Genomic DNA, 24,809 nt, shown 5'->3' on the forward strand with positions numbered 1-24,809 from the left:
GGAAGGGGTGCTTTTTACCCCGGCCGAGGAAGAAATTTTCCCGAGGAGCAAGCCGCTGAAGCTGGACAATAGTAAAGCTGGGGCTAGACAATACGAATGGCGAAGGTTCCATTTCATCGTAGAACAGACTTCGCCATTATGAAACACTTCTAAAAACATGCTATTCTTGTTATCTACCCATAACAATAAACGCAATAACGACCCCAATGATTGGAAGGGCTTCAACTAAAGCGACACCGATAAACGCAGTTGTTTGTAGTGTACCGCGCAATTCAGGTTGACGAGCAATCCCTTCAATTGTTCTACCAAAAATAAGACCGTTACCTACACCAGCACCTAGAGCTCCCAAACCGACTGCAATTGCAGCTGCGATAAGTCCCATTCTAAATATCCTCCTTTTATTTGTAAGAAAAAGTTATTTTTTATAAAATTAATGGTCATCAGCCACTTTGTGTGCCATATAAACCATCGTCAACATTGTGAAAATAAATGCTTGAATTGTACCTACGAAAACACTGAATCCTTGCCAAGCAAGCATAGGAATTGCCCCGCCAATTGCGCCAAAAAAGCCGCTTGTCATGAGGCCTGCCAAAAGCCCAAGCAACACCTCGCCTGCAAAAATGTTTCCATAAAGACGAAGGCCAAGCGTGAGCGTGTTTGCAAATTCCTCAATAATCTTTAGCGGGAATAACCACCACATTGGTGAGAAAAAGCCTTTCGCATACCCGGAAAATCCTTGCAATTTTATTCCATAATAGTGGGATAACAAAACAATTAACGCCGCCATAGTAAGCGTCAATGTCGGATCGGCTGTCGGTGATTTCCACCAGAGCACATGATCTTCTCCAACTGAAACGGCAAACGGCAATCCTAGCATATTTGATACAAAGATATACATAATCAGAGTCATGCCAAGGGTTAAAAAGCGACCGCCCGTCTTCCAGTCCATTGTACTATTAATGATGCCTTTCACAAAATCCATAACCCATTCGATGAAATTCTGCATTCCTGTCGGGCGCATCTGTAGATTTTTCGTAGCGACCATGGCGATAATAAAGACAATAACTGCAGAAATAATTGACATTAAAATAGTAGACATATTAAACCATAAGCCTAAAAATTCCACTTCTGGATTCTTATGATCCAAACTGTTTCACCTCACTTCCTAACGAGAATGTAGGGTTTTAAAAATGGAATCTATAAATATGATAAGATAAGCAGCCATAAGGCCAATTACCATACTTACCATATGAAAGTAATCTGGAAAAAGAGTAACGATAAGCACCGCAAGCCCTGCCATCGCAAACCGGTGAAGCATCCCGAGCGAACGGACTTTCTTGCCTTCCACTACTGCCTGTCCCATACGTTCTATGCGAAAATAAAGAATAAAAATATTTATAAAACTTACAATAGTCCCTAGTATAAGCCCAAGAAAAACGTCGTGATAAGGGGTAAAACCCCAGCCTAATACTAAAAACGCGAGCAAATAGGCAGCATACGATAAATATCGATGGACTATGCTTTTTTGGAGCATTCGGTTCTCCCCTGAATTCGCAAAGTTTTCATACTATATATGCAACGAAAAATCTATTGCGGAGTTCTGTTTCGATAGATCTAAGAAAGCGGATACTTGTAACGCCATCCTTTGTTAGAATACAATAGGAAATATAGACTGTCAAACGTATAATCATGGAATCAAGCCCGTATTTTCAGCCTCTTAATTCTTGTAACAAATTAGCCACACTTTTACCAGTTATTTCGTTCCAAAAAGCCTGTCCCCAGCATCCCCAAGGCCAGGAACAATATATCCCTTTTCATTTAAACTTTCATCAAGCGCAGCGAGATAAATATCTACCTCTGGATGCTCAACAGTGATTTTACTTACACCTTCAGGTGCAGCGACAAGGCACATTAATTTTATCTGCTTTGCTCCGCGGCTTTTCAATGCTTTAATCGCAGCAGAAGCTGATCCTCCTGTCGCAAGCATAGGATCAAGAATGATAAACTCGCGCTCTTCCACATCCGAAGGAAGTTTCACGTAATATTCAACTGGCTTTAATGTCTCTGGATCGCGGTAAAAACCAACGTGTCCGACTTTTGCTGCTGGAATAAGTTTTAAAATCCCTTCCACCATGCCGAGGCCGGCCCTTAATATGGGGACGACACCGAGTTTTTTTCCGGAAATCACAAACGATTTTGCTTCTCTGACCGGTGTGTTGATTTGCACTTCACGAAGCGGCAGATCTCTAGTGATTTCAAATGCCATTAACGTCGATACTTCATCAACCAACTCCCTGAATTCTTTCGTTCCTGTTTCTACATTACGGATAAATGTTAGTTTATGCTGGATGAGGGGATGATCAAGTACCAGTATTTTTCCCAATGCATTAACCCCCTTTACTTTGTCTTTCCTTAAAAAATATTACAGAAAAACGTATGGCAATTCAAGCATGGATTAAAGAACGCCCAATTCGTCCTACATTTGCACACAAAAAAACAGGACACCTTAACGCCGGTCAGATATCCTGTTATTTTGAATTAAAAGTTTTCGTACATTGGAAAACGATCGGTTAATGCTTTTACGCGGGCTTCCGCGTCTTTAAGAACGGCTTTGTCTTCGATGTTTTTCAAGACAATAGAAATAATGTTTGCAATTTCGTCCATTTCTTCGAGCCCGAATCCGCGTGTCGTTACCGCAGCTGTTCCGATGCGAACTCCGCTCGTAACAAATGGGCTTTGCGAGTCAAACGGAACCGTGTTTTTATTCACTGTAATGCCAACTTCATCCAGCGCCTCTTCAGCCGCTTTACCTGTAATGCCAAGATTCGTTAAATTAACGAGCAGAAGGTGGTTATCAGTCCCGCCGGAAACAAGTTTAATTCCCTGGCCAACTAATGATTCTCCCAAACGTTTTGCATTGTCAATAATTTGCTGTGAATAGGTTTTAAATTCTTCTTGCAATGCTTCACCGAATGCGACTGCTTTCGCAGCGATAACGTGCATGAGCGGGCCGCCTTGGATGCCAGGGAAAATGGATTTATCAATCTGTTTCGCAAATTCTTCTTTGCAAAGAATCATGCCGCCGCGAGGCCCTCTTAATGTTTTGTGTGTCGTCGTCGTAACAAAATGGGCATGCGGCACAGGGTTCGGATGGTGGCCTGTCGCAACAAGCCCAGCAATATGAGCCATATCTACCATCAAATAGGCGCCAACTTCATCAGCGATTTCACGGAATTTCGCAAAATCAATTTGACGGGGGTAGGCGCTTGCGCCAGCGACGATTAATTTTGGCTGATGTTCTTTCGCCTTCTGCCTCACATCTTCGTAATCAATATATTCTGTTTCCTTATCAACGCCATACTCTACAAAATTGTATTGCACCCCGCTAAAGTTTACAGGGCTTCCATGGGTCAAGTGCCCGCCATGGGAAAGATTCATTCCGAGTACGGTGTCACCTGGCTCAAGTACAGTAAAGTAAACAGCCATGTTTGCTTGTGCGCCGGAGTGCGGCTGGACGTTGACATGCTCTGCTCCGAAGATTTCCTTCGCACGGTTTCGCGCAAGATCCTCAACGATATCCACGTATTCGCAGCCGCCATAGTAGCGGCGGCCAGGATAGCCTTCCGCGTATTTATTCGTTAAAACTGAGCCTTGTGCTTCCATGACTGCTTCGCTGACAAAGTTTTCAGAAGCAATTAATTCGATTTTGCTGCGTTGCCTTCCAAGCTCTTGCTGAAGCGCATCATATACTTGTTTATCCGCATTTTGTAAATTCTTCATATTAAACTCCTTCCGATTTCTCTATGCTACAACCATAATAGATTTTGACTCGAGTTTCAAGCTAAAAACGAATCTTTTTAATGATCTTTGGATAAATGTACGGATTTCGAGTAATATTCTTTAAAATGAGTGAAAGCCGGTATGCTACCGTGCATAAACCGGCTTATCGTTTATCACGCCTCAATCGTCCGTAAGATCCCCACTTCAAGACTTCGAGGAAGTCTAAGTGGGGGACAACGGACGCTAATCCCCTGATAAGTCTCCGTTTATCGAGACTACGAATAAAAGTGAGTTAGCGAGAACTATACTCTGTGAGTGCTAACCATGAGTGGGGGATGAAGAAAAACCCCACTCATGAAAGTCTCGCTTTATAGCAGGCTCGTTCTCCACCGATAAGCTTTGGTCTTGTTGTTGCTAATGTAACATAGGCTTCACCGATCCAACGGATCGAAGCTCGGAGTGGCACTGCCACCCGTTTTAAATGCATGCCAATCATTGTGTTGCCGATATCGATGCCAGCATCTGCTTTGATTTCTTCAACGACGACTGGGTTCTTCATTCGTTCGAACGCATACGCCGCCATAGAGCCACCGGCATTTGGAACGGGTATGACGGCCACCTGCTCATAGCCGCGCTTTTCCGCTTCGGCTTCATCGATCACGAGTGCGCGATTCAAATGCTCACAGCATTGGAACGCAAGTGCAGCGCCTGTCCGCTTTTCAAAATTTGCTAGCGGTTCATAGAGTGCTTTTGCAACTTCGATCGCGCCTGACGTTCCGATTTTTTCTCCAATCACTTCGCTTGTGCTCGCTCCAATTACGACTAAAGAATGCGGTTTGAACGTGACAAGCTTCTCAAATTGGAGCAAAAGCTCATTCAGTTGTTTCGTTACGTGTTCCATTCTTTTCGCCAACCTTCGAACGTTATTGTTTCTGCTCATATTGCGCAATTTTGTTTACGCGCCGTTCATGGCGTCCGCCTTCATACGCTGTTTCAAGCCAAACTTTAGCAATGTCCCTTGCCAGTCCCGGACCAATTACACGCTCACCCATTGCAAGGACGTTGCTATTATTATGCTGCCTAGTCGCTTTTGCAGAAAACAAGTCATGGACAAGTGCGCAGCGGATGCCTTTTACTTTGTTGGCGCTAATCGAAACACCGATGCCTGTGCCGCAAATGACAATGCCCCGATCCGCTTCTCCGCTTGCAACTTTTTCGGCAACGGCAATGGCAAAATCAGGATAGTCAACGGACTCTTCACTATGTGCTCCGTAATCGGTATAATCAATGTTCATTTCATCCAGTAATTGTTTTATTTCTTCCTTTAGTTTGAAACCTGCATGATCAGATCCAATTGCCACTTTCATCATGATTCCTCCCGTTCAATGTGATTCATTTTTTTAATGAGCTTATCCACAAGTGTTTCAAGTTCAAGCATCGTTTGGCGGTATGTTTCAATAGAGCCTCCGTATGGATCGGAAATATCAAACGATCCTGTGCTTTTTTTGTCCTCTTCGAGGAACTGCTTGAATGTATGCACTTTGCTTGCATATTCTGGAAATTCCACGTGTATCATTTGCTTATGGCTGCTTGTCATTGTTAAAATGAGATCCGCCCATTCTGCCAACGTTTTGTTCATTTGCTGTGTACGATGTTCACACAGTATTCCTTTTTCCTTCAAGACTTGAACAGTATTTGGATTTGCTGTTCCGCCGCGACAAGCAAACAATCCCGCGGACTGTACATTTACATTTTTATTTTTATGTTTAAGCAATGCTTCTGCCATCGGGCTTCGGCAAGTGTTTCCTGTACAAACGAAAAGAATATTTTGCATGGATATCCTCCTGCTTACGTGCACGTTTGAAAAGCTCCATTTTTTGAACAACTCTTCTAACACTATCGTACACTACTTTGTCCTTATCAATCTATTTTAATGGAAAATGAAAAACTGACAACTTTTTTATATCATCAGAAGAAGCGTTTTAATCCCAAATGCGATCAAAATGGATCCGCCAATGAGCTCACTGTACGTACCAAATAAATTCTGAAACTTTTTCCCAATAAGTAATCCAGTCATTGTCAATAGCGTGCTTGCAAAACCGAACAAAAGAACCGTTACGAGCACACGCGCCCCAAAAATGCCAAGGCTCAATCCAGCCGAGAAGCTGTCAAGGCTTACGGTCATGCAAAAAATGATGAGCCCTATGCCGTATGGTTCAATGAATGATTTGTCTTTATTGTCATGAAACGAGGAATGAATCATGGTTCCGCCTATAAAAATAAGCAGCAAACCGCCAACAATCACGGCCACATTTCCGAAATGAACAGAAAGCACTTTCCCAATCATCATACCTGCAAGCGGCATAACAACGTGAAAAGCGCCCGTTAGAAAAGAAATAACAGCTATTCTTCTAAGCCTAAGCTGAAGCATCCCCATCCCAAGGCCAACCGAAAAAGCATCCATTGACAAAGCAAATGCCATTGCAGCAAGCGTGAGCAATTCGCCGATTATGTATGTAGCATCCATCTGCTTTCCCCCTAAGAGCGTAGCTCTTATAACGGTATGCACGTCCCATATCTTTTAGACGGGATTCGGGTTTTTTGGGAATGATTTTAGATTGGCCTAAATTTGCAAGTGGGCAATTTTATACATTCTTTCAAGAAAAAGTGTGAGCAGGAATCATCGGTTTCCAGCTCACACTTTTTCATGAGGAGTGTAAGGCAATGTACTCACACTGCGCTCAAAGAGCGCTAGTGAGCGAGAGCCGTACTCTGCTATGCCTCTCTTTTCGCCTTTTAAGGCTCGCCAATCGACGGGTTTTCTTTAACGGCGGCTTTTTCAAGCCGGTTCATTATCGCTTCCCCTATCCCTTCTTTCGGAAACGTCTCACTTAAAATGATATCCACATGTTGGTCATCAAATGTTCTTAAAGCGCTGTACAGTTGTTCAGCAACTGTGAATAAGTTGCTTCTTTCTCCGCAAGCAACGACATAATCGGCATGATAGCAGTGTTTCTTTTCTTCTGTTGTCAACACGCCGACGCGTTTTCCGTTTGCTTTCTCTTTATCAATCACTTGCTGCATATCCTCTGCCGTTGCATCAATAAGGTAAACAGGCGCATCTGGTGAATAATGGGTATATTTCATGCCAGGGGATTTAGGGGCTGCTGTTTTACTAGGCTTATATTCGTGGACATTTTCTTTTGAGAGAACTTCTTCAAGCTCTGATTGGGTAATCCCCCCTGGACGAAGAATGGTGATTTGGTCCCCTTTGCATTCAATGACGGTGGATTCTACACCGATCCCTGCGCTTCCTGCATCAATCACCCCGGCTATTTTTCCATTTAAATCCGTCAACACATGCTCAGCAGCCGTAGGGCTAGGTTTCCCTGAACGGTTCGCGCTTGGCGCAGCGATTGGCAAATTTGCCGCTTCAATAAGTGCAAGCGCAACAGGGTGATCAGGCATTCTTACGCCGATCGTTTGAAGCCCGGCCGTTGCATACTGACTAATTCTTTCGCCTTTTGGCAAGATGAGCGTTAAAGGTCCCGGCCAAAAACGCTCCATTAACTTTTTGGCCGTTTCCGGTATGTGGCGAACAACCCCGTTTAGCTGGTTAAAACTAGCTATGTGAACGATTAACGGGTTATCCACAGGCCGCCCCTTCGCTTCAAAAATTCTTTTCACGGCCTCATCAGAACACGCATTGGCCCCAAGTCCATAAACAGTTTCCGTTGGAAAGGCAACGACTTCATTTTTTTTTATTCGTTCCGCAGCTTCTAAAATGGAACGGGTTGTGCTTAAGTTATCAACAGATTTATCCACATGCCATCTTTTCGTTTTCCATTTTTCCGTCACTTTTATCCCCCCTTTGACTAGCCATATTCTATCCAAAAGCAGCACTTGTCCACAAACTGTTGATAAGGCTAGCCAATTTGTTAACAACTACAGCAAATTTTTCAGAAATGTCCACAGATTGGAAAGTAAATCCACAATAAAAAATTTAATCTCAGGATCCTTCGGTTCCTCTTTTTGTTCTGCTGGCAGATCTTTATTAGGATCATCTTCTTTTATTGCTTCCCCGCTGTCAATGTCAATAAAACAGAGCGGCGGAAACAACACACACCACCAATTTGCCCCTAGGCCTTCACCGAGCGTAATCAACACGGCTTCATAATCGCCAGCCGGATAAATGAAGCTGCCATATAATTTCGTCGGAAAGGAAAAGGTCCCAAGCTGAACGGAAAATGTTGTGTGTAACCCTGCCTTTTTTAATTCATTTGCAACAATTTCTTTAATTTCAGGCAAATGGCTGTTAATCACTTTACGCGCTTTTTCCACAGAACGGTAGTTTTCCACCCATGACTCAATTTCTGTTCTTACTGCATCCCTTATTTGCCGTTTGATTTCTTGATCTTGTTGTGAATTGCTATTTGCCAAAATGCGAAGGCGAATCGCATCGTCTGGAATCACGCTTGATTCGAGCTGCCGATAGCCAACTGATGGTTGAATAGATGAAAATAATAGACTAATAGATAAAAATAAAAAAATGATTGCTTCACGTTTCATTAAATTGCACCGTCCTTTCAATAAGACAGTTTGGACAGTGCGATTCAATTATAAACGAAAAACAATCCGTAAAAAAACTCCATAAATCGACATTGTTCTTAAACACTTTTGGAAAATTAACGAAACTTTTATTTATGAAAACCCGATTTCTGCGGTAACCATCCGTTCCTTATGATTAATATCGGGCGTGATTTCGACTTTTGCATTTGGAAATTTCCCTTTCATCAAGTTGGAAACGGTCTTTGCCTGCCCATCGCCAACTTCAAATGCAACAATTGCCTGCGCATTCAATACAGAAGAGAGGTTTTCAATGATGCGTCTATAACAATGGTAACCGTCCTCTCCCCCATCAAGCGCAAGACGCGGCTCATGCTCTCGGACGACAGTGTCAAGCTCGTCAATTGTGTTTGTTTCGATATAAGGTGGGTTTGAAACAACAACATCGAATGTTCGATTCCTCTCAATCGCCGGCGAAAGGAAACTGCCTTGTAAAAAGCAAATGTCGGCATGAAGCATTTCCGCATTTTGCCTAGCAACTTCAAGAACCGCGGGTGAAATGTCGATGGCAGTCATTTTAACTTTCGGCTGTTCTAGCTTTAGCGTAACCGCGATTGCGCCGCTTCCCGTTCCAATATCACAAACATGAACCTGTTCTTTTTTTGAAAAGCGTTGATCGATTTTTTTAATTACTAGCTGAACGAGCTCTTCTGTTTCAGGCCGGGGAATTAAGACTGATTCATCGACTTTGAATGGCCGTCCAAAAAATTGTTCCTCTCCCATCAAATACTGAATGGGAATCCCTTCTTTTTTGTGGAGGATAATGTCATGCTTAAATTTTTTTAACACATCATCTGGACACGGTTCTCTTAGTTTCATGAGCATTCCCGTCCTGTTGCAATGTAAGTGATGCGCAAGAAGTATTTCTGCTTCATTTCCTTCCTTTTCCAAAAAAGAAGAAGCCCAATTCAAGGCTTCAATGACCGTCTGCTTCTTTTCCATTACTCACCAACCTGCTTCATTCGTTCTGTTTGATCTTCGATAATAAGCGCATCGATGATTTCATCAATTTTCCCTTGTAAAATCTGGTCGAGCTTTTGAATCGTTAAGCCAATTCGGTGATCCGTCACCCGGTTTTGAGGGAAGTTATACGTTCGAATCCGTTCAGAACGATCGCCTGTTCCAACGGCCGATTTCCGGTTTGCATCATACTCCTGTTGTGCTTCCTGCTGAAATTTGTCGTAAATGCGAGCACGCAGCACTTTCATTGCTTTTTCTTTATTTTTGATTTGGGATTTTTCATCTTGGCATGACACAACAATGCCTGTCGGCAAGTGGGTTAACCGAACAGCAGACATTGTCGTATTTACGCTTTGGCCGCCGGGACCGCTTGAAGCAAACGTATCGACACGGATATCTTTTTCATGAATGTCGACTTCCACCTCTTCCGCTTCGGGCAAAACGGCAACGGTTGCCGTTGACGTATGAATTCTGCCGCCTGATTCAGTTTGCGGAACGCGCTGGACTCTATGGGCGCCATTCTCATATTTCAAACGGGAATATGCACCTTTTCCGTTCACTATAAAAATTATTTCTTTATACCCGCCAAGTTCTGTATAGTTCGCTTCAATCACTTCGGTTTTCCAATTTTGCATTTCCGCATACCTGCTGTACATTCTGTAAAGATCGCCGGCGAACAATGCGGCTTCATCCCCTCCGGCAGCTCCGCGGATTTCAACAATTACGTTTTTCTCATCATTCGGATCTTTAGGAAGCAAGAGAACTTTTAATTTTTCTACAAGCTCTTCTTCTTTGTCTTGCAGCTCGCTAATTTCCATTTTGACCATTTCGGCCATGTCGTTATCCAATTTTTCTTCAAGCATTGATTTTGCATCATTTAATTCTTCATTCACTCGTTTGTATTCCCGGTAAACTTGTACCGTATCCTCTATATCGGATTGTTCTTTCGAATAAGCTTTTAGTTTTTCTGTATCGCTAATGACGTCGGGATCACTTAAAAGGCTGTTCAATTTTTCATAACGATCTTCAATCGCCTGTAGTCGTTCAAACACCTGCTTACCACTCCAATTCCATTACGTGTAAGGCATAACATTACTATTATAATATATGGAGGGTTATTTTCAAAAGATAATCTCAATTTACTCTTGAAATTTCAGCAAAATTTGTTAGAGCGTATGTAAATGCCCCAACGAAAGGGTTGAGGCATTTTACGGCTTAATCGTCAATAATGAGACGTATGTCGTAGCGGGGCATGGCAGCTTGCAAGTCATCACGGAGGTTATCAATTTTTAACTCTTTCCGATTTGCATTTTGCGGCACCCTCACGTGTACGTATGCTTTGTCACCGATAATTGCAACCATGCCTGGATTAAGATTTCCTTCGCTTTCTACAATCCGGCGAATTTTATCTTGATCATCGCTAATTGAATATTTCACATCAGAGAGGTTACGTATGCTTTGCGGATTTTGGTTCGCATCAAAGCTGTAGCGTATGCCGTCACCGCTTCGCGTCCATTTATAATTAATCGGGCCTGCTCCAAACAATCTGTCTTGGATTGGATTTTGGCTGTTGTCAGCTTGTGGAGGCGATTGGTTTGTACATGCAGCAAGCATGATTGCCAATGTGCCAGTAAGCAGTAGTCGTTTCAATTTTTGGACACCTCCCTTTTACTAAGGTGCCCGGATTTTTTTAATTCAAAGCTGTTCTTTTATTCCAATAATGAACAAAGCTCCCAAACGGGAGCTTTTTATTGTCAATGCCTACACAAAGGCCATTTCGTTTTTACGAACTTATTTAAGGTTGTATTTTTTCTTGAATCGATCAACTCGTCCGCCTGCATCAGCAAATTTTTGGCGGCCAGTGTAAAATGGATGGCATTCAGAACAAATTTCTACACGCAAATTTTCTTTTACAGAGCCTGTTTCAAATTCATTGCCGCATGCACAAGTGACTTTCACTCTATTGTATTCTGGATGAATTCCTTGTTTCATCTCGTTCATCTCCTTCCGCCCTGAATCCCTAAGAAACAGAGTTATACTTCATATTACAGAAATACATTATAACAGGGAAAAACGTAATTCGCAAGCACTTTTCTCTTCGGAGCAGAACGAGCCGCTTCAGCTTTTCGATTGTCCAGCTTCTGCGGCTTGCTCCTCGATAAAATTTCTTCCTCGGCCGGGGTAAAAACCACCCCTTCCTCGGAAGAGCATTTTCTCTTCAGAGCAGAACGAGCCGCTTCAGCTTTTCGATTTATCAATTTCCGTTTTTGTCTTTTTGGAATCGTTGAAAAAACTCTTCATTTGTTTCGGTTTCTTTTAGGCGTTTTAAGAAGTGTTCGACAAATTCGAGGGAACCGTCCATTGTTTTGCGGATTGCCCAAAGAATATCGAGCTGTTCTTTTGGCAGTAGCAGTTCTTCTTTGCGGGTTCCAGACCTTGTAATGTCAATTGCTGGGAAAATCCGCCGTTCGGCGAGCCGCCTGTCAAGATGAAGCTCCATATTGCCTGTCCCTTTAAATTCTTCATAAATCACATCGTCCATCCTTGAGCCTGTGTCGATAAGCGCTGTCGCTAAAATCGTTAAGCTGCCGCCTTCTTCAATGTTTCTAGCTGCGCCAAAAAAGCGTTTTGGCCTATGAAATGCAGCTGGATCGATTCCACCGGAAAGTGTACGGCCACTAGGAGGAATGACGAGGTTGAATGCTCTTGCAAGCCTTGTAATGCTGTCCAACAAAATCACGACGTCTTTTTTATGTTCAACGAGGCGCATCGCACGTTCCAGAACAAGTTCTGCGACCTTAATATGGTTTTCAGGCGTTTCATCAAACGTTGAATGGACGACATCCCCTTTTACCGATCGCTCAATGTCTGTTACTTCCTCCGGACGCTCATCAATCAATAATACGATTAATTCGGTTTCGGGATGATTTTCTGCAATGCTGTTCGCAATTTCTTTTAGAAGGATTGTTTTTCCCGCTTTTGGCGGCGCAACGATTAATCCGCGCTGGCCAAACCCGACAGGGGAAATCATATCGATAATCCTTGTTGAGATTTTTTTCGCTTCTGTTTCAAGCGTCATTTTTCTTTCGGGATAAAGCGGAGTAAGCGCTGGAAAGTGAACGCGTTCTTTGGCGGAATCGGGCTCTTCTCCGTTTACTGCTTCGACATGAAGCAGGCCGTAGTACCGTTCGTTTTCCTTCGGCGGCCGAACCTTCCCTGAAACCTTATCACCATTCCTTAAATCAAAGCGGCGAATTTGGGAAGCTGAGATATAAATATCTTCTACACTTGGCGAATAATTAATCGGCCGTAAAAATCCGAAGCCTTCACTCGAAATAATTTCCAAAATGCCTTCCATGAATAAAAGCCCGTCTTGTTCAGCTTGCGCTTTTAAGATAGCAAATATAAGTTCTTTTTTGTTTAATTTACTGTAGTAAGAAACTTTGTACTTTCTTGCTTGCTCATACAGATCTTTCAGTTTCATATTTTCTAATTCTGCTAGTTTTACACCCATTAGGACACCACACTTTTCTTTAAATACTTTTTATAAATAAACATGGAGTTCATTTTATTGCAATGATTGGTTGGATTAGTGATTTGGGGTTTTATAGTGAAGCTGTAGTATGAGAAGCCGCCAGGGGTCTTACTAAAGCGAGACTTCCATCGGTGGGGGTTTTTCTTCATCCCCCCACGGACGGTTACACCGGGATAAAATGGATGGATTCCCGTAAAAAGTTTATGAGAAATCTCTTCATGATTCAATTGTACCCAGTTTCTTAACGTTTCATAACAAGATTTGGTTTTTTATTTAAATTATGTTTCGCTTGTATATAGCGAAGAGTGCCTGTTTTCGCACGCATAACGAGCGTTTCTGTTTCAGCTATTGGTCCATCAAAGCGAACGCCTTTCAACAATTCCCCCGTTGTGACACCTGTTGCCGCAAAAATAGCGTCATCACCTTTTACAAGATCCTCCATTCGGAGAACCGAATTCGTATCATCAATACCCATTGCTTTACATCTTTCAATTTCTTCTTCAGTTTGCGGAGCTAATCTTCCTTGCAGTTCGCCACCAAGGCATTTCAAAGCCACTGCAGCTAAAACACCTTCCGGCGCTCCGCCCTGGCCAAGAAGCATATCAACTCCGGTCCCTCTCATTGCAGCATTTATCGCACCAGCCACATCACCATCTGAAATAAACTTAATCATCGCTCCAGCGTCTCTTATTTCTTGAACGAGCTTTTCATGGCGCTCTCGTTTGAGAACTGTAACAACGACATCTGTTATGTCTTTATTTTTTGCTTTTGCGACTGCTTTAAGATTATCGTACACGGAAGCATTAATATCAACCTGGCCGGCTGCTTCAGGCCCGACTGCTATTTTATCCATATACATATCAGGCGCATGAAGCAAATTGCCTCTGTCGGCTATTGCAACAACAGTCAGCGCATTCCAAGAGCCTGAAGCAACAATATTTGTCCCTTCCAGCGGATCCACTGCTATATCAACGCTTGGGCCGTTGCCAGTACCGAGTTTTTCTCCAATGTAGAGCATCGGAGCTTCGTCCATTTCTCCTTCGCCGATAACAACGACACCATCCATAGGAATCGTGTCAAATACCTCTCTCATCGCTGTAGTCGCAGCATCATCCGCTTCTTCTTTTTTCCCTTTTCCATTCCATCTTGCCGACGCTAATGCTGCAGCTTCCGTTACCCGGACAATTTCCATCGTTAAGCTTCGTTCCATCTTCTCTCTCCCTACATACTTTTTACGTGAGCTTCCTGCTCTTCCAGCGTCATTTCTTCCCTCCATACTTTGGCACCAAGTATGGTTAACTTATCAACTAACTGTTCGTACCCCCGATCAATATGATCGAGGCCGTAAATTTCCGTTACACCGTTCGACATTAAACCTGCTGCAACGAGTGCAGCACCGGCTCTTAAATCACTCGCTTTTACTTTTGCGCCTTCAAGGTTTACAGGGCCTGATATAATTGCTGAGCTGCCTTCTATTTTTACTTCCGCACCCATTCTGCGGAGTTCATCAATATGTTTGAAACGGGCATTGTAAATCGTATCGGTTACGATGCTTGTCCCATTCCCTTTTGTTAACAATGCAGTAAATGGCTGCTGCAAATCTGTCGGAAAGCCTGGATAAACGAGTGTTTTTACATCGACTGCCTTTAAATGATCTCCGTTCGTACGGACGATGACGCTATCTTCAAATGTTTCTACATCTACGCCCATTTCACGCAATTTCGCGATAAGGGATTCCACGTGCTGAGAAATCACATTGTCAATGGTTACTTCTTTGCCCATTGCGGCCGCAAAGATCATGTATGTACCCGCTTCAATACGATCCGGAATAATGGAATGGTAGCATCCGTGCAAGCTTTCAACCCCGTCAATGCGAATGACGTCCGTTCCTGCACCTTTAATTTTAGCGCCCATGCTTGTAAGCAAAGTAGCAACATCAATAATTTCGGGCTCTTTCGCGGCGTTTTCGATCACGGTTCTGCCTTTTGCTTTTACAGCAGCAAGCATAATATTGATTGTCGCCCCGACACTCACTACATCTAAATAAATTCGCGCGCCTGTTAATTCTCCCGCACGCAAGTAAATCGCTCCACGCTCATTTGTTATCGATGCACCGAGGGCTTCGAAGCCTTTAATATGTTGATCGATGGGGCGGGGACCTAAGTTGCAGCCACCAGGCAAGCCAATAGCCGCTTTTTTGAAACGGCCGAGCATAGCCCCCATTAAGTAGTATGAAGCTCTAAGTTTTTTTACATTGCCGTTAGGAAGCGGCATAGGGATCATATTTGCAGGATTCACAATTAGCTTATTGCCTTCAAGTGAAACGTCTCCTCCAATTTCCTTAAGCAGTTCACTTAAAATCTTTACGTCAGATATATTAGGCAAATGATCGATTGTTACTGTTGAATCCGCAAGAATGGCTGCAGGTATAAGGGCTACTGCGCTGTTTTTCGCTCCGCTTATCTCCACTTTACCTTGCAGAGGATAACCCCCCTCGATCATAAGCTTTTCCATAATGCTCTCCTTTCTACTCGTCATTCTAAGAATGCACAAAGGCCTATTTCATTAAGAAAAAACGCTAACGCGCCTTTCTTGAAGGCGAGAGATGCGATTGGCTTCAATTGTTGAATACCCATTTATACTTTCTTAGGAAGCCAACATCTTAAGCCGGGCTGAAACCGCGAAAAGAGCCGCTAAACAAACTCATTCGCTAAATTTTCAAGTACTCATTTCATTGTTCCTATTGTTTCCGATTAATCATAAATCATGTATGAAATACCAAGAAAATCCAAATCAAAAAAATTAATCGGTTTGGGCATTTTCCCAGTCTGATAAAAACTTTTCAAGACCTTGATCAGTCAATGGATGTGTCAACAATTGGCTAATGACTTTATAAGGGATTGTGGCAATATGCGCACCGCTGAGGGCTGCCTGCGTGACATGAATCGGATGGCGAATGGAAGCCGCGATAATTTTCGTCCGTATGCCATGTATGTTGAATACGTTAGCTATGTCACGAATAAGCGGTATGCCTTCCTGCCCTATATCATCTAAACGCCCTAAAAATGGGGAAACATACGTGGCACCTGCTCTAGCAGCAAGCAGAGCTTGGTTAACAGAAAAAATTAACGTGACATTTGTTTTAATATTAAGATCGCTAAGTGCTTTTACAGCTTTCAAACCATCTTGGGTGATCGGTAGTTTTACGGTAATGTTCGGGGCAATGCCAGCAAGAATTTTTCCTTCTTCAACCATTCCTTCCGCATTCGTTGAAATAACTTCCGCACTTACCGAGCTTTTCACAATACTTGTGATTTCTCTTAATCTTTCATGAAAATCAACTTTCTCTTTCGCAACAAGCGAAGGGTTTGTCGTTACGCCGGCAAGTATCCCGAGCTCACTCGCTTGTTTAATTTCGTCAATATTAGCCGAATCAATGAAAAATTCCATGGTTAAGGATGCACCTCACGATCGGTATAAAATTTTGCCACTAATTAAGTCCCGCTCCGTATATCGTGTACTATTTTGAACAAAGTCGCTGACGCGTCCTTATTCGGAGGCCAGAGGCCGGATTGGTTTAAATTTGCGAAAGAGCTAATTTATACTTTCTTATTTTTTGAATAGAACCGCCAGTCTGGCGGTTCTTACGCTTTATTTGATGAACCGAATTCCCGCATTTTGCTTTTGACTGTTTCTTTAATGGCTTCACGGGCAGGTCCTAAATATTTCCTTGGATCATAAAGATCCGGTTTTTCAGCAAGCACTTGACGAACTGCTTTTGATGCGGAAATTTGGTTTTCAGTGTTGACGTTAATTTTTGCAGTGCCAAGCGAGATGGCGCGTTTAATATCTTTTGTAGGAATTCCAGTTCCTCCGTGGAGGACGAGCGGAACACCTGTTAAGTTCATTACTTCTTCCATGCGATCAAAACCGAGATTCGGTTCGCCTTTATATGGTCCGTGAACCGAGCCAAGGGCAGGCGCAAAACAGTCTACTCCCGTCTCTTTCACGAGTTGATCACATTCTGAAGGTATAGCATACATTGCTTCAGCATTTTCTACAACGAGATCATCTTCTTGGCCGCCAATTCGTCCAAGCTCAGCTTCGACAGACACACCAACTGCGTGTGCGACGTCAACGACTCGTTTCGTTAAAGCGATATTTTCTTCAAGCGGCAAATGCGAGCCATCAATCATGACAGAAGTAAACCCTGCGTGAATCGCTTCAACACATTTTTCAAAGCTTGAACCATGGTCGAGATGAATGGCAACTGGGACCGTCACGTTATATTCTTCCATCAAGGCTTCAACCATCTTAACAACTGTTTTAAAGCCGCCCATGTAACGTCCGGCTCCTTCTGAAACACCACAAATAAGCGGTGACTTCTCTTCTTCAGCTGCCTGTAAAATGGCTTGCGTAAACTCAAGATTATTTAAATTAAACTGGCCGACGGCATAGCCTTCTGCTTTTGCTTTCTCTAACATTTCTTTCATCGAAACTAAGGGCAAGGCGTGATCCCTCCTAATCAAAAGTATGTATTGATTCATGCAGTTTCGTCTTGAGAGACATTTAAACAATTTATTATTCCTTCTTACCGTAACCATTATAGCATAAGTTCAAAAGAATCGAATAACATCCATTTAACAAGTTGTAAGAAAAAACGCTGACGCGACTTTCGTTCTAGAAGTTAGAAGTGAGAAGCGGGATTGGTTTTCTTGGCGAATTGCCAATGTAAATTTAGAATATAAAAATGGCTGTCCTATCCTTCTCGCTTTCCAATTTTCAAGCTTGACCGTTTTGGTGCATTTCTTTATGGACAGTTACCCTAACCTCTTCAATGTCAAACGGCTTCGAAAAGTAAGCAACCGCCCCATTTGCCATTGCTTCATTGATCATGTTCAATTCGCCGTATGCTGTCATAATAATCACTTTCGCTTGTTCATTCATTTCCTTAATACGTGTTAAAATTTCAAGCCCGTCCATTCCTGGTATTTTCATATCTAACAGAACTAAATGAGGCTCTTTTTTTGCAACGATTTCCAATGCTTCCTGCCCGCTTGCTGCTGAAAACGTTTCATATCCTTCTTTACTGAAAATTTCATTCAGCAAGATACGGATCCCGAATTGATCGTCAACTACTAAAATTCTCTTGTTGTCCATCTTCCACCCCGCTAACTGTATATTTAAGTAATGAAATGAACAAATGAACAATGGAATAAAATAATTTTTGTAACTAGCCTCTCTGTCATTTATGCAGTTGAACGATTTTAAAGTATACATTCGATTTATCTTAATGAATTCCTTCTAATATTTGGCAATACTTTCAAAACCTTGAACCCTTCCACCTTAATTTCTTACGAAAATAGCGTCTTCCCGCCTAAGTACGATAAAAAAAGAACAGTGAAAGTAGGCTTACCTTCACGGTTCTTTAAATAGTGACGCATGGATAAAACCTTCAAAAAGAGGGTGCGGCCTCGTCGGGCGCGATTTGAACTCCGAATGAAATTGTGAAGCGACAAACCATGGGTGATCATTAAGCTCTATAATTTCGACTAGGCGCCCATCAGGGCTTGTGCCGGAAAATACAAACCCGGCTTCTTCCATTTGCTTTCTGTAGAAATTATTAAATTCGTATCGATGGCGATGGCGTTCAAATACCTCGCTGCCTCCATACGCCCTATATGCTTTCGTTCCTTCCTTCAGCCTGCATGGATAAAGGCCTAGTCGGAGCGTGCCGCCTAAATCCTCTACATTTTCCTGATCAGGGAGCAAAGCAATAATCGGGTGAATTGTTTTTTCATCAATTTCGGCTGAATTCGCCCCTTCTAGTCCAACGACATTGCGTGCAAATTCTACAGAAGCAAGTTGCATGCCTAAGCAAATCCCTAAGAAAGGCACATTGTTTTGCCTTGCATAGCGGATGGCTTCAATCTTGCCTTCAATGCCTCTGTCTCCAAAGCCTCCCGGGACAAGAATGCCATCAGCCTCATTTAAACGTTCGTGTACATTTTCTTTCGTCAAGCTTTCGGAATCAATCCAATCAATCTCAATATCGGCATCATACCGATAGCCAGCGTGCTTTAATGCTTCAACAACAGAAAGATAAGCATCCTGGAGTGAGACGTATTTTCCTACAAGTGCGATTCTCGTTGTCTTCGTTAAGTTTGTTACTTTTTTGACAAGTTCTTGCCATTCACGCATATCTGCTTCTCGGCAGTCTAAGTTCAAATGATCACAAACGATTTGATCAAGGTTTTGCTTTTGAAAATCGAGCGGCACTTCATAAAGTGTTTCAGCGTCTCTCGCTTCAATCACAGCTTTCGGATCAATGTCACAAAACAATGCAAGCTTGTCTTTCATGTCTTGAGGAACTGGCATTTCCGTCCTTACGACAATGACATTTGGCTGAATGCCGAGACTTCTGAGTTCTTTTACACTATGCTGAGTTGGTTTTGTTTTCATTTCCCCTGCAGCCCTCAAGTAAGGAATGAGCGTACAGTGGATATACAGGACGTTTTGTGCCCCAACATCACTTTTAATTTGGCGAATCGCTTCAAGAAAGGGCAAGCTTTCAATATCGCCGACCGTTCCGCCAATTTCTGTAATGACAACGTCTGATTGTGACGCGCGCCCTGCCCGAAAGACCTGTTCTTTAATTTCATTTGTAATATGGGGGATGACTTGAACCGTTGCACCTAAATAATCGCCGCGCCGTTCTTTTTTAATGACGCTTGAATATACTTTACCTGTCGTTATATTATTGTATTTCGTTAAATTAATATCGATAAAACGTTCATAATGGCCAAGATCCAAATCCGTTTCCGCCCCGTCTTCGGTAACAAATACTTCTCCGTGTTGATAAGGACTCATTGTGCCAGGATCAACGTTAATATAAGGATCAAACTTCTGGATCGTCACTTTTAATCCACGGTTTTTTAACAGCCGGCCAAGAGAAGCTGCTGTAATGCCTTTTCCAAGAGAGGAAACGACACCGCCTGTGACAAAGATGTATTTCGTATTCATGAGAATGGCCCCCCTCTATTCCTTTATGTTTTCCCCAACTTTTAAAATTAAGACGATAATTAAAAGGCATTTTAAAAAACAAAAAAAACAAAAGCGGCACCCAAGTATATAGGGGCCGCTTTTGTTAAAATGTAAATGAAAAATGAACGATTATTCGTAAAGCCCAAAAATGATTGTAACGATTACGCGATCATCTGTCAAGCGGGGTCGCCCGATTATTCTTCTTCCTCTTCTTCAAATTCGAATTCTTCCTCTTCTTCATCAAGAAAGTCATCATCTACTAATTTCTCCTCCTCCACTTCATCTAGGAGTTCAATGTCTTCCTCTTCATCTTCTTTAAAGTCATCGAGCTCTTCATCTTCAAGAAGCTCTTCGTCAAGATCGTCGTAATCATCGAAATCGTCATCAACAACTTTTTTCTTTTTCTTCGGTTTAATCGTTGTGCCAAGCTCTTCTTCTGTTTGCTCAAAAGGGTACCAGCTTTTTAGGCCCCATTGATTGTCTCCCAGTGACACGAAACGTCCGTCAATGTTCATATCCGTGTAAGCCTGGACAAGCTTATCTCTCATTTCGGTTTCTGACCAATTTTTATATTTTGCAATTTTATTCATCAATGTATAAAAGTCTACCGTTTGTCGTTCCTCGCTCAGGTAATGGTACATAATATCAATCATTGGCGTTTCTTGCAGTTCTTCTTTTGTAAGATTGTCTAATAGCGACATAAAGGCACACCCTTTCATCAACATCTAAAATCATACCATCCATTATAAACAATTTGTGCCTAAATATGCTATAGATAAACAATTGAATTTGTGAAAAAAATCTGCTGTGGGTTTTCCCATCGGAAAAGAAATCGGTGCCTCCACCGATTTCACCTTAATCTGGCTTCCGGCCTCTGACTTCTGGACTTGAAGAGTCGAAATCGATTCTTTCATCGATTTCTTCAAATCCGGCTTCCGGCCTCTGACTTCTGGAATCACATATTGCGGCGATATTTTCCGCCAACTTTGTAAAGCGCATGTGTAATTTGCCCAAGGCTTGCTGTTTTAACCGTTTCCATTAGCTCTTCGAAAATGTTTCCGCCGCTTATGGCTGTTTCCTGCAAGCGTTTCAAGGCTTCTTCTACCTCTGTTTCGTTCTTTTTATGAAATTCCTTTAAGTTATGAATTTGCGTTTCTTTCTCTTCCTTTGTTGCACGCGCTAGCGGAATATCAAACTCTTCATCAGAAGGGGGATTCGGATTTTCATATGTGTTAACTCCGATGATTGGAAGCTCTCCGCTATGCTTCAATGTTTCATAGTACATGGACTCTTCCTGAATTTTGCTCCGTTGGTATTGTGTTTCCATTGCGCCGAGGACTCCGCCTCTTTCATTTAGGCGTTCAAATTCCATGAGAACCGCTTCCTCAACCAAGTCTGTCAACTCTTCTATAATGAAGGAACCTTGCAATGAGTTTTCATTTTTCGCGAGGCCAAGCTCTTTCGTAATAATCATTTGAATGGCCATTGCCCTTCTAACAGATTCTTCTGTCGGTGTTGTCACCGCCTCATCATAAGCATTCGTATGCAAGGAGTTGCAGTTATCGTAAATGGCGATCAATGCTTGGAGCGTTGTTCGAATGTCGTTAAATGCCATTTCCTGTGCATGGAGGGATCTTCCCGATGTCTGGATATGATATTTTAATTTTTGGCTTCTTTCGTTCGCCCCGTATTTATCACGCATAACAGTAGCCCATATTCTTCTGGCGACGCGGCCGATGACGGTATATTCTGGATCGAGCCCGTTGCTGAAGAAGAAGGATAAATTGGGCGCAAAATCATCAACATGCATGCCTCTGCTTAAATAATATTCGACATACGTAAACCCATTCGCAAGCGTGAATGCAAGCTGCGATATCGGATTCGCCCCGGCTTCCGCGATATGGTAGCCTGAGATCGACACAGAGTAGTAGTTTCTTACTTTGTTGTCGATAAAATATTGTTGTATGTCTCCCATCATACGAAGGGCAAACTCGGTTGAGAAAATACACGTGTTTTGTCCTTGATCCTCTTTTAAAATGTCGGCTTGCACAGTACCGCGAACGGTCTGCAACGTGTATGCGCGGATTTTCTCTTCCTCTTCCTTCGTTGGTTTGCGCCCATTTTCCTGTTCAAACTTCTTCATTTGCTGATCGATTGCCGTATTCATAAACATCGCAAGGATGATTGGCGCGGGCCCATTAATCGTCATCGACACCGATGTTGATGGGTCGCAAAGATCAAAGCCTTCGTAAAGTTTTTTCATATCTTCAAGCGTACAGACACTGACACCGCTTTCCCCAACTTTCCCGTAGATATCAGGCCTATAATCAGGGTCTTCCCCATAAAGCGTAACCGAATCAAAGGCAGTACTTAATCTTTTTGCCGGGTCGTCTTTTGATAGATAATGGAAGCGGCGGTTTGTCCGTTCAGGTGTCCCTTCGCCTGCGAACTGGCGCTTCGGATCTTCGCCTTTTCGTTTAAAAGGAAACACCCCTGCCGTATACGGAAACGATCCAGGGACGTTTTCCTTCATTACCCAACGGACAATTTCTCCCCAGTCTTCGAATTTCGGCAAAGCGACCTTTGGAATCTTTAATCCTGACAAGCTCGTTGTTGTTAGCTCTGTCACAATTTCTTTATCGCGGATTTTTGTAACAAATTTGTCTCCGCTGTATTTTTCTTTGACTGTTTCCCAATTTTGAATAATTGATCTCGTTTCATTGCTTACTTTCGTTTCGATTTCTTCCTTTAACGCTTTAATAGCTGACTCAGCTTGCTCTTTAGCTTCATCTCCCAATGCATTGTTCTCAAGCATTTTCATTGTTCCATCGAGTTGGAACGCTTTACGCGCAAGTTCTGACTGCTGTTTCGTTCTTTTATGGTAATCTTTTACCGTATATACGATGTCGTTTAAATAGTTTACCTGATCCGGCGGAATAATGAGGTTTAGTTTTTCGACGTTGTCAGTCGTTTCAATATTTGTCTGCCAATCCGTGCCGCATTTTTGATTAACAATATCTAAAATGGCTTTAAATAATGTGTTCGTTCCTTTGTCATTAAACTGGCTGGCGATGGTACCGTAGACAGGCATGCTTTCAACTGGTTTATCAAATAATGTGTGATTTCGTTGGTACTGTTTCTTTACCGCGTTTAAAGCATCCTTCGAACCTCTCCGTTCGAATTTATTAATCGCGATAACATCCGCAAAATCGAGCATTTCAATTTTTTCGAGCTGAGAAGGGGCGCCGAACTCACTCGTCATGACATAAAGGGAAACATCAGAAATTTCGGCAATTTCCGCGTTGCCCTGCCCAATTCCGCTCGTTTCGACGATGATAAAGTCATAGCCTGCTGCTTTTACGACAGTAATGGCATCTTGTATCGCTTCGGACAGTTCTGTTTTTGATTTCCTTGTTGCAAGGCTCCGCATATAGATTCGATCATTGTGAATCGCATTCATCCGAATGCGGTCACCTAGAAGGGCACCGCCTGTTTTTTGCTTTGTCGGGTCAACAGATAAAATGGCGATTGACAAATCATCGAATTCATTGATAAAGCGGCGGACCAGTTCATCTGTCAAGGAGCTTTTTCCCGCTCCCCCGGTGCCTGTTATCCCAAGAACCGGGACGTCTTTCTCCATCCTTTTCAATCGTTGAATCACTTCATCTCGGTTTTTATCTTCATTTCTCTCTTCTACATACGTAATAAAATTTGCAACTGTCCCGATATCTTGTTCTTCAAGTTTTTCGTAATCACTCTTGAAATGGCGTGTAGTCGGAAAATCGCATTCTTTTAACATTTGGTTGATCATGCCTTGCAGCCCGGAAGTCCGTCCATCTTCAGGGGAAAAGATTTTTGCAATTCCGTATTCGTGCAGTTCTTTTATTTCTTTTGGAATAATGACCCCGCCGCCGCCGCCGTATATCCGGATATGCGACGCTCCTTTTTCCTGCAGCAAATCGTACATGTATTTAAAATATTCAACATGCCCGCCTTGATAAGAAGAAATCGCGATTCCTTGCACATCTTCACTGATTGCAGCCTGGACAACTTCGTCAACCGAACGGTTATGCCCAAGATGAATGACTTCCGCTCCGCTTGATTGCAAAATGCGCCGCATAATATTAATCGATGCATCATGGCCATCAAAAAGGCTCGAAGCCGTTACAAAACGCACATGATTTTTCGGCATATAAACATCAGACTTCATCACTTTAACCCCTCCGGTTATTTATTATTTTTCGAAATGCCTTTCATAATAAATTCCATCTGGATGTTTGTGTATTCTTCGATTGTATATATGGAACGGAGCGCCCATCTTCTGAACGCCCACATTTGGCCAAAAACAAGGATATTATGGGCCGCTGCTTTAATTTCTTTTTCCGATAAGGCAAAATGGCCTTCTTCGACACAACGGGTTAAAATTTTCTCAAAAATGGCACATAGTTGAAGTTCTTTCTTCAGAACGTATGGCAGCGATTTTTTTGAAAGTGATTTCGCTTCCTGGTACATGACAAGCATTTCATCCTGCTTATCGTCAACGAGTTTAAAGTATGAGCTAATCACAAGGTGCAGCAGATCAAGGCTTTTTAAATTGCTGGAGGCTTCTTCTTCCATGCGGACACGGAACTGATCGTAGATGAAATCACTAACGAGATAAAGGATATCTTCTTTTTCCCGAATGTACTCATACAGCGTTCCGATGCTGAAACCGGCTTCTTTTGCAATTTCTCTTGTTGTCGTACGATGGAATCCTTTTTCTTTAAATAGTGTCACTGCCGATTTAATAATTTGGCTTCGCCGCGTTTCGATTAATTTTTCATCTTTCACCATTGACTTTACAGCTCTTTTTTCCATTCGAACA

The 24,809-nt window shown here is 42.6% G+C and carries 25 protein-coding genes; all 25 read right to left on the reverse strand.

Annotated elements, in window-relative coordinates; translation table 11 throughout:
* Positions 1 to 169: 169 nt before the first annotated feature.
* The 25 genes from atpE to DCC39_RS08960 all read right to left on the reverse strand — a co-directional run bounded on the left by atpE (position 170) and on the right by DCC39_RS08960 (position 24,802).
* Entirely contained in the window at positions 170 to 382 is a 213-nt protein-coding gene (gene atpE, locus DCC39_RS08830; RefSeq protein ID WP_116554525.1) for a F0F1 ATP synthase subunit C, read from the reverse strand.
* Positions 383 to 430: 48 nt separating this feature from the next.
* A complete protein-coding gene (atpB, locus tag DCC39_RS08835) occupies positions 431 to 1,147 on the reverse strand; it encodes a F0F1 ATP synthase subunit A (protein WP_116554526.1) in 717 nt (238 codons plus the stop codon).
* Positions 1,148 to 1,165: 18 nt separating this feature from the next.
* Complete coding sequence (locus DCC39_RS08840; protein WP_116554527.1) at positions 1,166 to 1,534, reverse strand: ATP synthase subunit I; 369 nt, start codon at positions 1,532 to 1,534, stop codon at positions 1,166 to 1,168.
* Between the two features lie 219 nt (positions 1,535 to 1,753).
* A complete protein-coding gene (gene upp, locus DCC39_RS08845; protein ID WP_116554528.1) occupies positions 1,754 to 2,383 on the reverse strand; it encodes a uracil phosphoribosyltransferase in 630 nt (209 codons plus the stop codon).
* Positions 2,384 to 2,538: 155 nt separating this feature from the next.
* Entirely contained in the window at positions 2,539 to 3,780 is a 1,242-nt protein-coding gene (gene glyA, locus DCC39_RS08850) for a serine hydroxymethyltransferase (protein ID WP_116554529.1), read from the reverse strand.
* Between the two features lie 352 nt (positions 3,781 to 4,132).
* Complete coding sequence (locus DCC39_RS08855) at positions 4,133 to 4,681, reverse strand: TIGR01440 family protein (RefSeq protein ID WP_116554530.1); 549 nt, start codon at positions 4,679 to 4,681, stop codon at positions 4,133 to 4,135.
* Between the two features lie 22 nt (positions 4,682 to 4,703).
* Positions 4,704 to 5,147 carry a ribose 5-phosphate isomerase B gene (gene rpiB, locus DCC39_RS08860; RefSeq protein WP_116554531.1) on the reverse strand — a complete coding sequence of 148 codons (444 nt, stop codon included), beginning with the start codon at positions 5,145 to 5,147 and terminating at the stop codon, positions 4,704 to 4,706.
* Positions 5,147 to 5,614, reverse strand: coding sequence for a low molecular weight protein arginine phosphatase (locus tag DCC39_RS08865; protein WP_116554532.1), 468 nt, complete (start codon positions 5,612 to 5,614; stop codon positions 5,147 to 5,149). The genes rpiB and DCC39_RS08865 overlap by 1 nt, the downstream gene beginning before the upstream one ends.
* Positions 5,615 to 5,740: 126 nt before the next feature.
* Positions 5,741 to 6,307 carry a manganese efflux pump MntP gene (locus DCC39_RS08870; protein WP_116554533.1) on the reverse strand — a complete coding sequence of 189 codons (567 nt, stop codon included), beginning with the start codon at positions 6,305 to 6,307 and terminating at the stop codon, positions 5,741 to 5,743.
* A gap of 269 nt (positions 6,308 to 6,576) precedes the next feature.
* Entirely contained in the window at positions 6,577 to 7,638 is a 1,062-nt protein-coding gene (locus tag DCC39_RS08875) for an L-threonylcarbamoyladenylate synthase (RefSeq protein ID WP_407071849.1), read from the reverse strand.
* A gap of 87 nt (positions 7,639 to 7,725) precedes the next feature.
* Complete coding sequence (spoIIR, locus tag DCC39_RS08880; RefSeq protein ID WP_116554534.1) at positions 7,726 to 8,349, reverse strand: stage II sporulation protein R; 624 nt, start codon at positions 8,347 to 8,349, stop codon at positions 7,726 to 7,728.
* 132 nt (positions 8,350 to 8,481) lie between these two features.
* A complete protein-coding gene (gene prmC, locus DCC39_RS08885) occupies positions 8,482 to 9,348 on the reverse strand; it encodes a peptide chain release factor N(5)-glutamine methyltransferase (RefSeq protein WP_116554535.1) in 867 nt (288 codons plus the stop codon).
* Positions 9,348 to 10,418, reverse strand: coding sequence for a peptide chain release factor 1 (gene prfA / locus DCC39_RS08890; protein WP_116554536.1), 1,071 nt, complete (start codon positions 10,416 to 10,418; stop codon positions 9,348 to 9,350). Before prfA ends, prmC begins: the two co-directional genes overlap by 1 nt.
* Positions 10,419 to 10,581: 163 nt before the next feature.
* Complete coding sequence (locus DCC39_RS08895; RefSeq protein ID WP_116554537.1) at positions 10,582 to 11,016, reverse strand: hypothetical protein; 435 nt, start codon at positions 11,014 to 11,016, stop codon at positions 10,582 to 10,584.
* A 141-nt stretch (positions 11,017 to 11,157) separates the two neighbouring features.
* Positions 11,158 to 11,358: a 50S ribosomal protein L31 gene (gene rpmE, locus DCC39_RS08900; protein WP_116554538.1), complete on the reverse strand. Its 201-nt coding sequence runs from the start codon at positions 11,356 to 11,358 to the stop codon at positions 11,158 to 11,160.
* A 262-nt stretch (positions 11,359 to 11,620) separates the two neighbouring features.
* The gene (gene rho, locus DCC39_RS08910; RefSeq protein ID WP_116554540.1) at positions 11,621 to 12,880 is read right to left on the reverse strand and encodes a transcription termination factor Rho; all 1,260 of its coding nucleotides are present in this window, start codon (positions 12,878 to 12,880) and stop codon (positions 11,621 to 11,623) included.
* Positions 12,881 to 13,142: 262 nt separating this feature from the next.
* The gene (gene glpX, locus DCC39_RS08915; protein ID WP_116554541.1) at positions 13,143 to 14,111 is read right to left on the reverse strand and encodes a class II fructose-bisphosphatase; all 969 of its coding nucleotides are present in this window, start codon (positions 14,109 to 14,111) and stop codon (positions 13,143 to 13,145) included.
* An 11-nt stretch (positions 14,112 to 14,122) separates the two neighbouring features.
* A complete protein-coding gene (locus DCC39_RS08920; protein WP_116554542.1) occupies positions 14,123 to 15,415 on the reverse strand; it encodes a UDP-N-acetylglucosamine 1-carboxyvinyltransferase in 1,293 nt (430 codons plus the stop codon).
* A 288-nt stretch (positions 15,416 to 15,703) separates the two neighbouring features.
* Positions 15,704 to 16,351, reverse strand: coding sequence for a fructose-6-phosphate aldolase (gene fsa, locus DCC39_RS08925; protein ID WP_116554543.1), 648 nt, complete (start codon positions 16,349 to 16,351; stop codon positions 15,704 to 15,706).
* Between the two features lie 194 nt (positions 16,352 to 16,545).
* Positions 16,546 to 17,409 (reverse strand): class II fructose-bisphosphate aldolase, encoded by an 864-nt coding sequence (locus DCC39_RS08930; protein WP_116554544.1) that lies wholly within the window; start codon positions 17,407 to 17,409, stop codon positions 16,546 to 16,548.
* Between the two features lie 274 nt (positions 17,410 to 17,683).
* Positions 17,684 to 18,061, reverse strand: a complete 378-nt coding sequence (locus DCC39_RS08935; protein ID WP_116554545.1) for a response regulator — start codon at positions 18,059 to 18,061, stop codon at positions 17,684 to 17,686.
* A gap of 258 nt (positions 18,062 to 18,319) precedes the next feature.
* Complete coding sequence (locus DCC39_RS08940; RefSeq protein ID WP_116554546.1) at positions 18,320 to 19,924, reverse strand: CTP synthase; 1,605 nt, start codon at positions 19,922 to 19,924, stop codon at positions 18,320 to 18,322.
* A gap of 215 nt (positions 19,925 to 20,139) precedes the next feature.
* Positions 20,140 to 20,646, reverse strand: a complete 507-nt coding sequence (gene rpoE / locus DCC39_RS08945) for a DNA-directed RNA polymerase subunit delta (RefSeq protein WP_116554547.1) — start codon at positions 20,644 to 20,646, stop codon at positions 20,140 to 20,142.
* Positions 20,647 to 20,900: 254 nt separating this feature from the next.
* Complete coding sequence (icmF, locus tag DCC39_RS08955; RefSeq protein WP_116554549.1) at positions 20,901 to 24,155, reverse strand: fused isobutyryl-CoA mutase/GTPase IcmF; 3,255 nt, start codon at positions 24,153 to 24,155, stop codon at positions 20,901 to 20,903.
* 17 nt (positions 24,156 to 24,172) lie between these two features.
* A complete protein-coding gene (locus DCC39_RS08960) occupies positions 24,173 to 24,802 on the reverse strand; it encodes a TetR/AcrR family transcriptional regulator (RefSeq protein ID WP_116554550.1) in 630 nt (209 codons plus the stop codon).
* Positions 24,803 to 24,809 lie beyond the last annotated feature (7 nt).

The organism is Pueribacillus theae (assembly GCF_003097615.1).
Classification (GTDB): domain Bacteria; phylum Bacillota; class Bacilli; order Bacillales; family UBA6769; genus Pueribacillus; species Pueribacillus theae.

What these genes read in the sequence shown, in the direction of transcription:
- DCC39_RS08865 (WP_116554532.1), bottom strand. Translation starts at nt 5,614, where the DNA reads ATGCAAAATATTCTTTTCGTTTGTACAGGAAACACTTGCCGAAGCCCG.
- rpiB (WP_116554531.1), bottom strand. Translation starts at nt 5,147, where the DNA reads ATGAAAGTGGCAATTGGATCTGATCATGCAGGTTTCAAACTAAAGGAA.
- atpE (WP_116554525.1), bottom strand. Translation starts at nt 382, where the DNA reads ATGGGACTTATCGCAGCTGCAATTGCAGTCGGTTTGGGAGCTCTAGGT.
- rho (WP_116554540.1), bottom strand. Translation starts at nt 12,880, where the DNA reads ATGGGTGTAAAACTAGCAGAATTAGAAAATATGAAACTGAAAGATCTG.
- rpmE (WP_116554538.1), bottom strand. Translation starts at nt 11,358, where the DNA reads ATGAAACAAGGAATTCATCCAGAATACAATAGAGTGAAAGTCACTTGT.
- DCC39_RS08870 (WP_116554533.1), bottom strand. Translation starts at nt 6,307, where the DNA reads ATGGATGCTACATACATAATCGGCGAATTGCTCACGCTTGCTGCAATG.
- rpoE (WP_116554547.1), bottom strand. Translation starts at nt 20,646, where the DNA reads ATGTCGCTATTAGACAATCTTACAAAAGAAGAACTGCAAGAAACGCCA.
- DCC39_RS08960 (WP_116554550.1), bottom strand. Translation starts at nt 24,802, where the DNA reads ATGGAAAAAAGAGCTGTAAAGTCAATGGTGAAAGATGAAAAATTAATC.
- fsa (WP_116554543.1), bottom strand. Translation starts at nt 16,351, where the DNA reads ATGGAATTTTTCATTGATTCGGCTAATATTGACGAAATTAAACAAGCG.
- spoIIR (WP_116554534.1), bottom strand. Translation starts at nt 8,349, where the DNA reads ATGAAACGTGAAGCAATCATTTTTTTATTTTTATCTATTAGTCTATTA.
- icmF (WP_116554549.1), bottom strand. Translation starts at nt 24,155, where the DNA reads ATGAAGTCTGATGTTTATATGCCGAAAAATCATGTGCGTTTTGTAACG.
- DCC39_RS08855 (WP_116554530.1), bottom strand. Translation starts at nt 4,681, where the DNA reads ATGGAACACGTAACGAAACAACTGAATGAGCTTTTGCTCCAATTTGAG.
- glyA (WP_116554529.1), bottom strand. Translation starts at nt 3,780, where the DNA reads ATGAAGAATTTACAAAATGCGGATAAACAAGTATATGATGCGCTTCAG.
- DCC39_RS08940 (WP_116554546.1), bottom strand. Translation starts at nt 19,924, where the DNA reads ATGAATACGAAATACATCTTTGTCACAGGCGGTGTCGTTTCCTCTCTT.
- glpX (WP_116554541.1), bottom strand. Translation starts at nt 14,111, where the DNA reads ATGGAACGAAGCTTAACGATGGAAATTGTCCGGGTAACGGAAGCTGCA.
- DCC39_RS08935 (WP_116554545.1), bottom strand. Translation starts at nt 18,061, where the DNA reads ATGGACAACAAGAGAATTTTAGTAGTTGACGATCAATTCGGGATCCGT.
- DCC39_RS08920 (WP_116554542.1), bottom strand. Translation starts at nt 15,415, where the DNA reads ATGGAAAAGCTTATGATCGAGGGGGGTTATCCTCTGCAAGGTAAAGTG.
- prmC (WP_116554535.1), bottom strand. Translation starts at nt 9,348, where the DNA reads ATGGAAAAGAAGCAGACGGTCATTGAAGCCTTGAATTGGGCTTCTTCT.
- DCC39_RS08840 (WP_116554527.1), bottom strand. Translation starts at nt 1,534, where the DNA reads ATGCTCCAAAAAAGCATAGTCCATCGATATTTATCGTATGCTGCCTAT.